9 protein-coding genes are annotated in these 13885 nt (G+C 73.5%); 4 read left to right on the top strand and 5 right to left on the bottom strand.

Features of this window, described 5'->3' with window-relative positions; all coding sequences use genetic code 11:
• Window positions 1–153: 153 nt before the first annotated feature.
• The 4 genes from ABZ822_RS02860 to ABZ822_RS02845 all read left to right on the top strand — a co-directional run bounded on the left by ABZ822_RS02860 (window position 154) and on the right by ABZ822_RS02845 (window position 6424).
• Complete coding sequence (locus tag ABZ822_RS02860; RefSeq protein ID WP_360846050.1) at window positions 154–3186, top strand: lysylphosphatidylglycerol synthase domain-containing protein; 3033 nt, start codon at window positions 154–156, stop codon at window positions 3184–3186.
• Between the two features lie 110 nt (window positions 3187–3296).
• Window positions 3297–3719 carry a RidA family protein gene (locus tag ABZ822_RS02855; RefSeq protein ID WP_360846048.1) on the top strand — a complete coding sequence of 141 codons (423 nt, stop codon included), beginning with the start codon at window positions 3297–3299 and terminating at the stop codon, window positions 3717–3719.
• Window positions 3720–3777: 58 nt separating this feature from the next.
• Entirely contained in the window at window positions 3778–5346 is a 1569-nt protein-coding gene (locus ABZ822_RS02850) for an alpha/beta hydrolase (RefSeq protein ID WP_360846046.1), read from the top strand.
• A gap of 319 nt (window positions 5347–5665) precedes the next feature.
• Entirely contained in the window at window positions 5666–6424 is a 759-nt protein-coding gene (locus tag ABZ822_RS02845) for a class I SAM-dependent methyltransferase (protein WP_360846044.1), read from the top strand.
• 161 nt (window positions 6425–6585) lie between these two features.
• Here the strand turns inward: ABZ822_RS02845 and moeZ are convergent, their stop codons facing one another.
• From moeZ to ABZ822_RS02820, 5 genes are all read right to left on the bottom strand, one after another.
• Window positions 6586–7764: an adenylyltransferase/sulfurtransferase MoeZ gene (gene moeZ, locus ABZ822_RS02840; RefSeq protein ID WP_360846042.1), complete on the bottom strand. Its 1179-nt coding sequence runs from the start codon at window positions 7762–7764 to the stop codon at window positions 6586–6588.
• Window positions 7765–7826: 62 nt separating this feature from the next.
• Entirely contained in the window at window positions 7827–8582 is a 756-nt protein-coding gene (locus ABZ822_RS02835; protein ID WP_360846040.1) for a spherulation-specific family 4 protein, read from the bottom strand.
• Window positions 8570–9517 carry an NAD-dependent epimerase/dehydratase family protein gene (locus ABZ822_RS02830; RefSeq protein WP_360846038.1) on the bottom strand — a complete coding sequence of 316 codons (948 nt, stop codon included), beginning with the start codon at window positions 9515–9517 and terminating at the stop codon, window positions 8570–8572. Before ABZ822_RS02830 ends, ABZ822_RS02835 begins: the two co-directional genes overlap by 13 nt.
• Before the next feature lie 260 nt (window positions 9518–9777).
• A complete protein-coding gene (locus ABZ822_RS02825; RefSeq protein ID WP_360846036.1) occupies window positions 9778–11799 on the bottom strand; it encodes a hypothetical protein in 2022 nt (673 codons plus the stop codon).
• On the bottom strand, window positions 11796–13793 hold the full coding sequence (locus ABZ822_RS02820) for a DUF3492 domain-containing protein (RefSeq protein ID WP_360846034.1): 1998 nt from the start codon (window positions 13791–13793) through the stop codon (window positions 11796–11798). Before ABZ822_RS02820 ends, ABZ822_RS02825 begins: the two co-directional genes overlap by 4 nt.
• Window positions 13794–13885 lie beyond the last annotated feature (92 nt).

Raw genomic sequence — 13885 nt, 5'->3', positions numbered from 1 at the left:
CGGATTCCGGCCGCGACGGGTGGTCGCCGGGTGCGTACCCGGGCTCGTACGGAGCCGAGCGGGGGCGCTCCTTCCGCTTCCTCCGCCCTCGAAAAGCACCCTGATGCCCCCCGCAGGGGCCGGGCCATGCCACCATCTTCCGGGCGGTGACTGGTGATACGCGACCAACGAGAGTCGGCAGAGCAGCAGAGTGCGGGTGGCCCCGAGGGGGCCGGCACCTCTGGCGAGCCGTCGCGCCCGGACACCGGCGAGGCACGGGATTCGGCCACGGAGCGCCGGCGGGCGGAGGCCTCTTCGGGGGCGGCCCCCGGTGACCGCGGCAACGCCCAGCCCGGCGACCGGCCCGGCGACCGGCCCGACGACGGGCCCGGAAACGGTGGCGACGCGCACCCCGGCGACCTGGCGGAGGACCACGCCGAGGACCGGCCCGGCAGCCGTAACGACGAAGAGCCCGGCCCCCGGCCCGGCCCTCGGCCCGACAAGCCCCGCGACAAACCCGCCGCCACCGGCCGGACCGGAGGCCGGACGTCCGCCGTCAAGGCGTCCTGGCGCTCAGGCGCCGGGGACGGGGACGACGAGGGCGAGATCCACGTCGACCAGGTGTCCGGCGACGAGCCCCTGCTCCCCGCCCGTGTGCACCGCCCCGCCGACCTCGTACGGGTGCTCCTCGGCATCCTCGGGATCGTCGTCGTCCTCGCCATCGCCGCCTTCGCGCACGGCACGACCGAAGGCCTCAAGCAGGACATCGGCAAGGGCACGGGCCAGGCCCCGGACCTGCTGACGAGCTTCGCCGGGTTCGCCTCGAGCGTGGCCGTCCTCATCGTCCCCGTCGCCTTCGCCATCGAGCGGCTGATCAAGCGCGACGGGCTCCGGATCGCGGACGGCGTCCTGGCCGCCGTCCTGGCACACGGCGTCTCGCTCGCCACCGACCTGTGGGTGGCCCGATCCGCCCCGGAGTCGATCCAGGACGCGCTCACCAAGCAGGCCCCGAGCGGCGACATCACCGACCCCGTGCACGGCTATCTGGCGCCCGTCATCGCCTATATGACGGCGGTCGGGATGGCCCGCCGGCCACGCTGGCGCGTGGTGCTGTGGGTCGTCCTGGCGCTCCAGGTGTTCGCCGTGCTCGTGGGCGGGTTCGCGACGCCGTTCTCGATCCTCGTCACGGTCCTGATCGGCTGGACCGTCGCCTACGGCACGCTCTACACCGTCGGCTCCCCCAACGTCCGGCCCACCGGCCAGAACCTCCTCGCCGGACTGCGCCGTGTCGGCTTCCGCCCCGTCAGCGCCCTGCGCGCCGAGGAGACCCCGGACGCCGACAACCAGGAGCGCGGGCGCCGCTACCTCGTCACCCTCGAGGAGGGCCCCCCGCTCGACGTCACCGTCGTCGACCGCGAGCAGCAGGCGCACGGCTTCTTCTATCGGGTGTGGCGCCGCTTCGCGATCCGCGGCATCACCCAGCGCCGCAGCCTCCAGTCGCTGCGCCAGGCGCTGGAGCAGGAAGCCCTGCTCGCCTACGCGGCCATCGCCGCGGGCGCCAACGCCCCGAAGCTGATCGCCACCTCCGAACTCGGCCCCGACGCCGTCATGCTCGTCTACGAGCACACCGGCGGCCGCAGCCTGGACTCGCTGCCCGACGAGGAGATCACCGACGAACTGATGCGCAGCACCTGGCTCCAGGTCCAGGCCCTGCAGTCCCGCCGGATCGCGCACCGCAGGCTCGTCGGGGACGCCATCCTCGTCGGCTCCTCCGGCTCGGTCGCCCTGACCGATCTGCGGGGCGGCGAGATCGCGGCGGGCGACCTGGTGCTGCGGATGGACATCGCCCAGCTCCTCACCACGCTCGGGCTGCGCGTCGGCGCCGAACGCTCGGTGGCCGCGGCGGTCGAGGTCCTCGGCCCCGACGCCATCGCCGACAGCCTCCCGCTCCTCCAGCCCATCGCCCTCAGCCGCTCGACGCGCGCCACGCTGCGGCAGCTCGCCAAGGAGCGGGCGCAGCGCGAACGCGAGGCGGTCCTCGACGCGTCCCGCGCGTCGCGCGAGGCGCGCGGTGAGAGCGCCGAGGGGAGCGACGCGGGCGGCGGCAAGGCGGGCCGCAAGGCGACACGGGCGGAGCGCAAGTCCGTACGGGCCGAGCGGATCGCGGAGAAGCGGGCCATCGACGAGGCGCTGGAGGAGGCGCGCGAGGAGGACCTGCTGGCCCAGATCCGGCGCCAGGTCCTGCTCATCAGGCCGCAGGCGCCGGTCGAACCCGCCCGGCTGGAACGGATCCGGCCCCGTACGCTCGTCAGCTTCATCGCCGGGGCCTTCGCCGCGTACTTCCTGCTCTCGACGCTCACGCACGTCAGCTTCAAGGACGTGATCGCGGAGGCGAACTGGTACTGGGTCGCCGCCGCGCTCGCCTTCTCCGCCGTCAGCTACCTCGCCGCGGCGCTGAACCTCCTCGGCTTCGTCCCCGAGAAGGTGTCCTTCGTCCGTACGGTCCTGGCGCAGGTCGCCGGGTCGTTCGTGAAGCTCGTCGCCCCGGCGGCGGTCGGCGGCGTCGCGCTCAACACCCGCTTCCTGCAGCGCGCCGGCGTGCGGCCGGGGCTCGCGGTGGCGAGCGTGGGCGCGTCCCAGCTCGTGGGGCTCGGCATCCATGTCGTGCTGCTGCTGACCTTCGGCTACATCACGGGGACCGAGCGGACGCCGTCGCTGACGCCGTCCCGTACGGTCATCGCGGGTCTGCTGACGGCCGCGGTGGCGGCGCTGATCGTGACGGCGGTCCCGGCACTGCGGAAGTTCCTGGCGACGCGGGTGCGGTCGCTGTTCGCGGGCGTGGTCCCGCGGATGCTGGACATCATGCAGCGGCCGCAGAAGCTGCTCACGGGCGTCGGCGGGACGCTGCTGCTGACGGGTGCGTTCGTGATGTGCCTGGACGCGTCGATCCGCGCGTTCGGCGGCGAACTGAGCTACGCGAGCATCGCGGTGGTCTTCCTCGCGGGCAACGCGCTGGGGTCGGCCGCCCCGACGCCGGGCGGTGTGGGCGCGGTCGAGGCGACGCTGACGTTCGGTCTCATCGCGGCCGGTCTGCCGAAGGAGATCGCGACGCCGGCGGTGCTGCTGTTCCGGCTGATGACGTTCTGGCTGCCGGTGCTGCCGGGGTGGTTGTCGTTCACGCACCTGACGCGCAAGGAAGCGATCTAGGTGAACTGACCTGGCCCCGCACCCTCGCGGGCGGAGGAAAACCGCTTCCGCCCGCGTCGGCTCCTGCGTGAGGATCCGCGGTGTCCCCGACGACGCGAGGAGAGTCCGGCATGTCCCGACCCGATCATCTGGAGCACATACGCACCCCCGCAGGCGTCGCGCCCGGCCGTGGCTACAGCCAGGTCGTCCAGGGCACCGGACGCCTCGTCGCCGTCTCCGGGCAGCTGGCCCTCGACGAGCACGGAGCGCTGGTCGGGCCCGGCGATCCGGCCGCCCAGGCGCGGCAGGTCTTCGAGAACATCCGCCGGTGTCTGGCCGCGGTCGGCGGCGACTTCAACGACGTGATCAAGCTCACCTTCTTCGTCACGGATGTGGCTTTCCTCCCGGCCGTACGAGCCGCGCGGGACGAGGTCGTCGACACCGCCCGGCCGCCCGCGAGCTCGGCCGTTCAGGTGGCAGCGCTGATCGGCCCGGAGTTTCTGCTGGAGATCGAGGCCCTCGCCGTACTCCGCGAGGATCGTCGGCCGAGCTGAGGAACCGACTGGCTGTTCTACTGTTCCTGAAGGAGCCATCCACGGGACGGGGAGCAGGGTGCGCAGACGCAACCGATCCATAGGGCGGGCCGGGGCCGCGGCCGCAACGGCCCTGCTCGTCGCCGCCGCGGCCACCGCCTGCGGCGACGACGGGGACGGCGGCAAGGCCGGAGGCCCGCTGGCCGAACAGAAGCTCAGCTGGAAGAGCTGCCCCGCCCCGTCCACCCTCCAGGGCGCCGGCACGGGAAAGCCCGCCCCCATGCCCGACGGCACCGCCTGGGAGTGCAGCACCATGCAGGTGCCGCTCGACTGGAGCAAGCCGGACGGCGAGCGCATGGATCTCGCCCTCATCCGCGCCAAGGCCAGGGATCAGGACAAGCGCCTCGGCTCCCTCGTCTTCAACTTCGGTGGCCCCGGCGGCTCCGGCGTCTCCACCCTGCCCCTCGCCGCGCAGGAGGACTACGAGAAGCTGCACGGCCGCTACGACCTGGTCAGCTTCGACCCCCGCGGCGTCGGCGACAGCGAGGGTGTGCGCTGTCTCGACGACAAGGCCATGGACGCCGCCTACGCCGTCGACGGCACCCCGGACGACGCGGCCGAGGAGAAGCAGTCCCTGGAGGTCACCCGCCGGTCGGCGGAGGGCTGCGACAAGGACTTCGGCAAGGTGATCCCGCACGTGGACACCGAGAGCGCCGCACGCGACATGGACCTGATGCGCCAGGTCCTCGGCGACCGCAAGCTCAACTACTTCGGCATCTCGTACGGCACCGAGCTCGGCGCCGTCTACGCCCACCTCTTCCCGCGCAACGTGGGCCGGGCCGTCTTCGACGCCGTCGTCGACCCCACCCACGACCCCGAGCAGAGCTCCCTCGGCCAGGCCAAGGGCTTCCAGCTCGCGCTGGACAACTTCCTCAGGAACTGCGCGGCGGACGGCGCCACCTGCCCGACCGGCACCGACCCGAAGCAGGGCAGCAAGAAGATCAGCGATCTGCTGAAGCAGCTCGACAGCAAGCCGCTGCCGACGAAGGACGGCCGTCGCCTCACCCAGACCCACGCGCTGAACGGCATCGCGCAGTCGCTCTACTCCCAGGACTTCTGGAGCTATCTGAAGCAGGGCCTGTCGGAGGCGCAGCAACTCGGCACCGGGAATCTGCTGATGGCCCTGTCCGACTCGATGACGGGCCGGGACCAGCAGGGCCACTACAGCAACATCCAGTCCGCCAACACCGCGATCGCCTGTGCCGACGCCCGGCAGCGCTACACGACCGACGACATCAAGGCGAAGCTGCCCGAGTTCCGCAAGGCCTCCCCCGTGTTCGGGGACTTCCTGGCCTGGGGTCTGCAGCAGTGCACCGACTGGCCGGTGGGCGGCGGCTCGGGGGGCCTGGACGTCTCCGCGAAGGGCTCGGCCCCGATCGTGGTCGTCGGCAACACCGGCGACCCGGCCACCCCGTACGAGGGGGCGCGACGGATGGCCCAGGGACTGGGCAGGGGCGTGGGCATCGAGGTCACCAACAAGGGCGAGGGCCACGGCGCGTACGGCAACGGGACCTGTGTCACCGACGCCGTCGACGCCTATCTGCTCGACGGGAAGGTGCCGAGGTCCGGCACGGTCTGCACGCGGTAGCGGCTCACCGGAGCCTCCGCACGGTGCCCGCCCGGGCTTCGGGCTCAAGGGGTCTGTGGCCAACGGGGCCGCAGCGAGGCGTGTTAAGGTCGCGGGCGCAGAGACGACCAGGTCGCTGCCGGAGCGGAGGAGAGGTGAGGTTGATGACCGTCGTGGAGACCACTTCCGTGCGCAAGTCCCGGACCATCCTCACGTCCCGGGCCCCGGTCTGACCTGAGCCACCCGCCGTAGGGCCGTACGAACGGCTCGCGGGGCGACGGCGCATCGCCGTCGGGCGCTCCCCGTCCTCCTCGGGGCCCCTTCACCAAGGGTTTCCACGTTGTCTCAACCGTCGAACGATCCACTGACCGACGCCTTCTTCGCCCTGCACCACCGGCTGCCGCGGCAGGGCCCCGGATCCGATGCCACCACGCGCCGGTTGATGGAACTGGCCGGTCCGCTGCCCAAGCGCCCCCGTGCGCTGGACGCGGGCTGCGGCCCCGGCCGCGCCACCTTGATCCTCGCCGCCGACGCCGGGGCCCGGGTCACCGGGGTCGACCTGCACCAGCCGTTCCTGGACGAACTGGACGCGGCCGCCGCCCGGAAGGGCCTGACCGGACAGATCACCACGCTCAACTGCTCCATGGACGATCTGCCCCACCCGGACCACAGCTTCGATGTGATCTGGGCCGAGGGTTCGGCCTACACCATCGGTTTCGACACGGCGCTGCGGGGCTGGCGCCGGCTGCTCGCGCCCGGTGGGGTCCTCGTCGTGACCGAGGTCGAGTGGACCACGGCGAGCCCGTCGCCCCGGACCCGGGCGTTCTGGGATCCGGCCTATCCGCTGCGGACGTCCGAGGAGAACAGCGCGGCGGCGGAGGCCGCCGGCTACCGCGTGGGCGCCGTCCTCCCGCTCCCCGAGCGTGACTGGTGGGAGGAGTACTACACACCGCTCACCGCGCGGGCCGACGCGGCCGATTTCGCGACACCAGGCATGGAACAGGCCGTTGCCGCCGTCCGCGAGGAGATCGGTCTGCGGCGCGCACACGGCAGCGAGTACCGCTACGCCGGGTACGTGCTCCGCCCCGTGACCGGCTGACCCACCGGGACGGACCGATCCAGCGGTACCGGATGATCCGCCGGACCGGATGATCAGCGGGCCGGGGACACGGCGAGGGGCCTGCCCCAGCGGGCAGGCCCCTCGTGCGTTCCGTGGCGCGAGCGCAATCCGCGCTCGCGTCGCGACCGCGTCGGTCCCCGTCAGTACACCGGCTTCGACGGCTCGATCTGGTGGACCCAGCCGATCACGCCGCCACCCACGTGGACGGCGTCGGCGAAGCCCGCGTTCTTCAGCACCGCGAGGACTTCCGCGGAGCGGACGCCCGTCTTGCAATGCAAGACGATCTTCCGGTCCTGCGGGAGGTCCTGAAGGGCGGTGCCCATGAGGAACTCGTTCTTGGGGACCAGCCGGGCGCCCGGGATGGAGACGATCTCGTACTCGTTGGGCTCGCGGACATCGATGATGTCGATGTTCTCGCCCGCGTCGATCCACTCCTTGAGCTGGTTCGGCGTGATGGTCGAGCCCGCGGCCGCCTCCTGCGCCTCGTCCGACACGACGCCGCAGAAGGCCTCGTAGTCGATCAGCTCGGTGACGGTCGGGTTCTTGCCGCAGACCGCGCACTCCGGGTCCTTGCGGACCTTGACCTGCCGGTACGTCATCTCCAGGGCGTCGTAGATCATCAGCCGGCCGACGAGCGGGTCGCCGATGCCGGCGAGCAGCTTGATCGCCTCGTTGACCTGGATCGAACCGATCGACGCGCAGAGCACGCCGAGCACGCCGCCCTCGGCGCAGGACGGCACCATGCCGGGCGGCGGGGGCTCGGGGTAGAGGCAGCGGTAGCAGGGGCCGTGCTCGGACCAGAAGACGGAGGCCTGGCCGTCGAAGCGGTAGATGGAACCCCAGACGTACGGCTTGTTCAGCAGCACGCACGCGTCGTTGACCAGGTACCGGGTGGCGAAGTTGTCGGTGCCGTCGACGATCAGGTCGAAGCCGGAGAAGATCTCCATCACATTGGAGGAGTCCAGCCGCTCCTGGTGGAGGATCACGTCGACGTACGGGTTGATGCCCTTGACGGTGTCGCGCGCGGACTCGGCCTTGGAGCGGCCGATGTCCGACTGGCTGTGGATGATCTGGCGCTGCAGGTTCGACTCGTCGACCTCGTCGAACTCCACGACACCCAGCGTGCCGACGCCGGCCGCGGCGAGGTACATCAGGGCGGGCGAGCCGAGGCCGCCGGCGCCCACGCACAGCACCTTGGCGTTCTTGAGCCGCTTCTGCCCCTCCATCCCGACATCGGGGATGATCAGGTGGCGTGAGTACCTGCGGACCTCGTCGACGGTGAGCTCGGCAGCCGGCTCGACCAGGGGTGGCAGCGACACGGGGACTCCGTTGGTCGGTTATGAGGACGGTTCGTCTCCTCGTAACAGTGCCATGGGCCTTCTCATTCCGAGACACCCGGTCCGATGCGCGAGACGATTTCGTCCCAGTACCCGGGAAGGGCTTCCCAGGGGTCCGCGCCGCCTCCCCGATCCGTACGGTCCGTGAAGTAGATCGTGCCCGCGCCCTGCCAGCGGGCGATGCGCATCGCCTCCTCCAGGTGCGTGCGCGGGACGCCGTGGACGAGGTGGCAGAAGCGCTGCGGCGCGTACTCGGCCGTCCACTCCGCCACCTGTGACCAGCGGTAGTCCGTCCACGCCCCGGAGAAGGTCACGAGCTGGTCGCCCCACTCCGCATAGCCGGGGTAGGGGTGCGTGCCGTGCCCGTAGACGACGAAGGCCTCCTCCAGCAGGGCACGGAGCGTGGTCGTCGTCCGCCGGACGTCCGGCAGCTCGGAGCGCTCGGAGGAGCAGCGGCCGAGGAAGAACCCGTCGACCTTGTACCAGTCGAGGAAGCGGTGGGCGTCGGAGACCAGTTCACCGAAGGGACGGGTACCCAGGCGCATGTCGAGATGGCCGAGGACGCGCACGCCCGCGTTGGTCAGCCGCCCCGCGGCCTCCAGGCAGTGCGGATCGGGGCGGACCCCGGGGCCGCGCGCCACATTGAGCACCGCCCAGTGCAGCGGTGTCTCGGGGCGGGTCAGCTCGGCCCACTCGGAGGGGGCGATCAGCGGATGGGCGTAGCCGGGCACCCCGAAGCCGAGACGGTTCACATCGGCGTGAGTGGTCCGCCGGGGACCGGCGGAGATCAGATGCGACATGCTGCCTCCATCCAGATGTCGGCGAGGGACTCCTCGAGTTGGATGCGGGGGCGCCAGCCGAGCCGGTCGCGTGCCGTACGCACGTCCGCCTGCTGCCAGGTGCCGCATCCGTCCGGGTAGGGGTAGGCGGCGGGGACGCCGAGGTGCTCGGCCGCTCCCCCGATTCCGCCCCGGGCGGCGCTCGCGTCCAGCTCGTGGATGGTGCCGCCGAAGCCGGCGGACTTCGCCAGGACGACGGCGGCGTCACGAAGCCGTACGGCGCGCCCGGTGCCGATGTTGACCACGCCCTGGGCGGCGGACAGGGAGGCCGCGTGCACGGCGCGGGCCACGTCCCGTACGTCCACGAAGTCCCGCTGCACACCGAGCCCGCTCAGCTTGAGCTCGTTGTCCCCGGACTGCATCGCGCGGCGCAGCGCCTCGGCGAGACGGCCCAGCGGGGAGCCTGCGGGGGTACCGGGGCCGGCCGGGGAGAAGACGCGCAGCACGACGGCGTCGAGATCGGAGCCGAGGACCAGCTCGGTGGCGGCGAGCTTGCTCACCCCGTACGGGCCGCCGGGACGCGGCACCGCGTCCTCCGACGTCGACGATCCCGGCTGGGAGGGGCCGTACTCGGAGGCGCAGCCGAGCTGGACCAGGCGGGCGCCGCAGCTGCTGCGCCGCAGCGACTCGCAGACGGTCGCCACGGCCACGGTGTTGTGCCGGGTGAGGTCGCGGGCGCCGCCGCGGGTCGCGCCCGCGCAGTTGATGACGACCCCGGGATGCACGGCGTCCAGGAAGCGGGTCAGCGCACCGGGGCTCCCGGCGGCGAGGTCGAAGCGGACGTCGGCGTCGTCACCGCGGCCGAGCGCGGTGAGCTGGACGGCGGGGTCGGCGAGGAGGCGCTCGGCCACATGCCGTCCGAGAAACCCGTTGGCCCCCAGGAGCAGGACCCTCATCGCGCGCCCTCCCTCTTCTCGCACGGGACCGCGTGGGTGCCGTACCGGACGGTGGTCCGGTGCCCGTACGGGTGCCTGGCGGCGCCCCCGCCGGCGCGCAGCGGGCGCGCGGTGCGGGAACGGGTGAGGGGCCGGGCCGGCGATGCCGGAAGCCGTGGTGTCATCTCGGTTTCTCCTAGAAGGACGTGCCGGAGCCGCGGTGCGACCAGGGGGTGAGGGGTCCAACGGGGGGTTGTGCAGGGGCGTTCGGGGTCAGGAGGTCAACGCGGGTCGGCCGGGGGCCGGGCGTGCGCCTCGGCGCGGGAGAGGGTGACGGTGGCGTGCACCAGAAGTGCGAGCGCGGCGGCGGCGCAGGCCGCGAGCGGCACGGCTCCGGGTCCGTACGCGGTGACGACCGCCTCGACCGGGCGGCCGAGCACTCCGCATCCGGGCAGCCGCGCGGCCGCGGCGGTGCCGAGCGCCAGGGCTTCGACCGCGCAGGCCGCAGCGAGTCCGCGGGCCGCGGCCGACGCACGGCCGTGGACGGCGAGCAGCCGGGCCACGAAGACCAGGGCGCCGAGTGCCGCGGGCGCCGCGGCCGCGGACAGGGCGTCCAGGGCCAGGGCCGCGTACGAGGCGTCGTGGGACAGGGCGTGGCGGGGCACGGCGTCGTACCAGCCGCCCGCGGCCAGGGTCGCCGCACGCGCGGCGACCAACAGGGTCACGAGCGCTGCCACGAAGAGGAGAGCCGCCGCCGGGAGGGACGGGCGGACGGCCGCCGAGAAGTCCTCGAGGCCGCGGCTGGCCGCGAGCCGGGATCGGGCGCGCGCGGCGAACCACCGCGCGCACCAGACCGCCGGGGCGAGCGCGAACGCGAGGGCGACGACCGCCGGGGCCGCGGTGGCGGCGGCGTCCGGTGCGGCGGTCGGCGGCCACAACGGGCCCTGGCCACCGGCCCATTGGGCCAGCAGCGCGTCACCGACGAGGAGGTGGCCGAGCAGCCAGCACGTCCACAGCGGAGCGGTGCCGGCGGCTGTGCCGCGCAGGCTCAGCGGCCCGCGGCGTACGCACAGCCGCAGCGCCACCGCGACCGCCACGGTGCCCGCGACGGCGATCACCAGCCGTACGGGCTGACCGGCCGTCACCAGGGGCTCGGCGCCGAGCGTGGCGGCGGCGCAGGCCGCCCCCGCTCCCGGCAGCAGATACAGCAGGCGTCGCGAACGGGGCGGCGCGGGCGGGGCCTCGGGGGCGGTGGTCCGCGACCGGCCCGGGGGGTTCTCCGCCCTCGGGACACGCGCGTAGAGCTCCTCCGCGAGGGAGAACACGTCGCGGTGCCGGAAGCGGGCGGCGGTCCGGTCGGTGACGCCGTGCGCCTCCAGACCGGCGGCGATCTCGAGCGGGTCGATGGCCCGCTCGCACAGGGCGCGGTGGCGGTGCATCAGCGCCTTGACGGGGTCGGCCGGGCCGCGCCGGGGCGCGGGCCGCGCGGGCCTGGGGGCACCGGCGCGCGGCCGCGCCTCCCGCGGACCTGGTCCAGCCGGGCTCCTCGGCGCGATGGCCGGCTCGTTTCCGGGCTCGACGGAGCGCGGATCCACGGCGGCCTGGTACCGCGCGGCGGGCGGAGACGGGACGTGGCGTGGCTCTCCAGAGGTACTGGAGGCACCGGACGCGCCGGGCATGCCGGGGGGCGGCGTGCTCCCGGGCGGACGGTCCGCGTCGCGGTCGGCACCGCGCCCCGGCTCCTGCGCGGGAATCCCGCTCGTGGGGCGCGGGGTGACCACCGGATCGAACCAGGTGCGGTCCGCCTCCGGGCCCGTTGCGGCGCCCGCATCCGCATCCTCGCCCGCGTCGGAGAACGGCCCGGGTGCCGTGCCATCGGAGCGCCGGTCGGCGATCCGCTGCCGCGCGGCGGCGAGGGAGCCCGTGCCCGACGACTCGTCCGCGTCGTCCTCCGCGTCCGGAGCCCGCCGACGTGCGCCGTCCGCCGCCGGACCGCCGTAGGCCGATCCGTAGCGCCCGGTGCTGCTGTCATCCGCGGAACCGCCGTACGCGGAACCGCCGTACGCACTGCCGTCGCCGTACGGGCTTCCTTCCCCGTACGTGCTGCGGTCGCCGTACGCGCTTCCCTTCCCGTACGCGCTGCCGTCGCTGTACGGGCGTGCGTCGCTGTACGGGCGTGCGTCGCCGTACGGGCCGCGGTCCGCGTCGGCCGCCGCGGGCGCCGGGTCCTCCTGTCGCGCGGACGGCAGAGAACCACCGCCCTCCGTCCACCATGAGCCGTCCGTCGTATCCGGTCTGGTCATGCCCGGGCCTCCCTGAACGGGGTGTGACGGGCGAACGGCGCGCCGGCACCCACCGGTTCGGCCCCCGCGCCCACCGGTTCGGTGCAGGCGCCGGCCGGTTCGGCCCCGGCACCCACGGCTTCGGTCTCCGCACCACCCACTGCTCCGGCACCTGCCGCAACCGGTTCGGCCTCGGCACCGGACCGGTCCTCCCGCGCGCCTCCGCCCTGCCGCCCCGGGCCGTCCGCCGCCCAGGCCGGGACGTGGGACATCAGCGCTCCGCCTTGTCCGGCGTCCCGTCCCGGGCCTGGCCGGGCGCCGCCGGAACGGGCCCAGCGGCCGGGGACATGGGCCTCGGCGGGGCGCGCGAACGGCTGCGGTTCACCGCCCCCGTCGGCGGGCTCGCGCTGGACCGGGCAGCGGGACATCAACTCCAGGTAGATGCCACGAAATGCCGCGATGTTCTGCTCGACGGTGAAGAGTTCGAGCGCTCGCGCCCGTGCGGCGGCGCCCAGCCGTTCGCGGCGGTCCGGGTCACGGAGCAGCGTGACGCACGCGTCGGCCAGCGCGCGGGGGTTGCGTGGCGGCACCACCAGGCCCGTACCACCGATGACCTCGCACACCGCGCCGGCGTCCGTCGAGACCGTCGCCCGGCCGCAGAGCATGGCCTCGACCAGGCCGACCGGGAATCCCTCCACCACACTGGACTGCACGACCAGCGTGGCCGACGCGTACGCGTCGGCGAGCTCGGGGACTTCGGGGTCCCCGATCCCCTCGAAGGAGACCGGGTTGTCACCGACGCTCACGGCGCTCTCGGCCTCGTCGGGGAACAACTGCGCGGCCAGGACGCGGCAGTGGGCGTCGTACGCGGCCGCCTCGGGCCCGCGCCCCGGCGCCCCGACGATCCGCAGCCGTGCGTCCGGCTCGGCCTCCCGTACGAGCCGGAAGGCGTGGAGGAGGGCGACCAGGTCCTTCGCCGGTTCGATCCGGCCGACCCAGACCAGCGTGCGGTCGTCCGCCAGGTGTCCCTGCGCCGCGCCGGACCCAGCGGTCCGGTCCGCCTCACCGACGGCGGCGAAGGGGCGCGCGTCCATGCCGGGATAGACGGTCCGCAGCTTGGTGCGGTCGGCTCCGCAGCGCTCCTGCCAGCGGTGTGCGTGGGTGTTGCCGGGGGTGATGAGGGAGGCCTGGGCGTAGACCTCGGTCGCCAACTGCCGCTGGAAGGAGGCGAGCAGGGCACGCACAGGGGCGGTGAGCGGCGCGGCGGCGGAGGCGAGGTAGTGCTCGCGCAGTCGTACGCCGTACTCGGTCACGAGGAGCGGAGTGCCGTAGAAGCGCTTGGCGACGAGTCCGGGCAGGGCCGCCGTGCCGCCCGATGTCGCGTGGCACAGGTCGACGCCGCCGAGGCCGTCGTCACCGTCGCCGTACCAGCCGAGGGAGAGCGGACGCAGGGCGCGCTCGAGCCCTTCGAGCACGGCGAGCACGTCGGAGAGGTGCGCGCCGTGGGCGCCGCGCAGGGCACCGGGGGCACGGCAGGCCGCCTCGAGGACGCGCACGGCCGTCTCGGAACGGAGGGCCGCGGGCAACCCGCCCTGTTCGTCGGCGAGTTCGGCCAGGCCGTAGAGCCCTGTGGCGAAACGGTCCGCCTGGACTTCCGTGCCCCGCGCGTCCTCCGCGGCGGTGTCCGGTGCGGCACCGCAGACCGCAGCGGCGAGTTCGGCGAAGTGCGCGGCGAACCTGCGGCGCTCGCGCCGACCGTATCCACGCGCCCGCGTGCGCCCCTTGGGGGCGTCCTGCTGCCAGTCCTCGGCCGTCCCCCATAGCGGGGCCGTGCGCACCCGGGTCACGTGCGGCGGCAGTTCGAGCAGTCCGTGCGCTTCCTGGCGCTCGCTGCGACTCAGCGCATGGACGGCGAACTCGTGCTGCGCGAGACCGCGCACGAGCCGGTCGCACCAGACCCTGGCCTCACCGGTCGCATACGGATACCCACCCTCCGTAAGCAGTCCTACGCGCACGTGTGCACCCCCGAACTCGATGACAAGGCCGCCGAACGGCAGCGAAGAGACCGTATGCGGGCCTGCGGGCAGTGCGATGGACGGTTGTCCAT

It is taken from the genome of Streptomyces sp. NPDC047108 (genome assembly GCF_040643575.1).
Classification (GTDB): Bacteria; Actinomycetota; Actinomycetes; order Streptomycetales; family Streptomycetaceae; genus Streptomyces.
The sequence above is the reverse complement of the archived record's forward strand: the minus strand, read 5'-3'. Positions and strand labels throughout refer to the sequence as shown.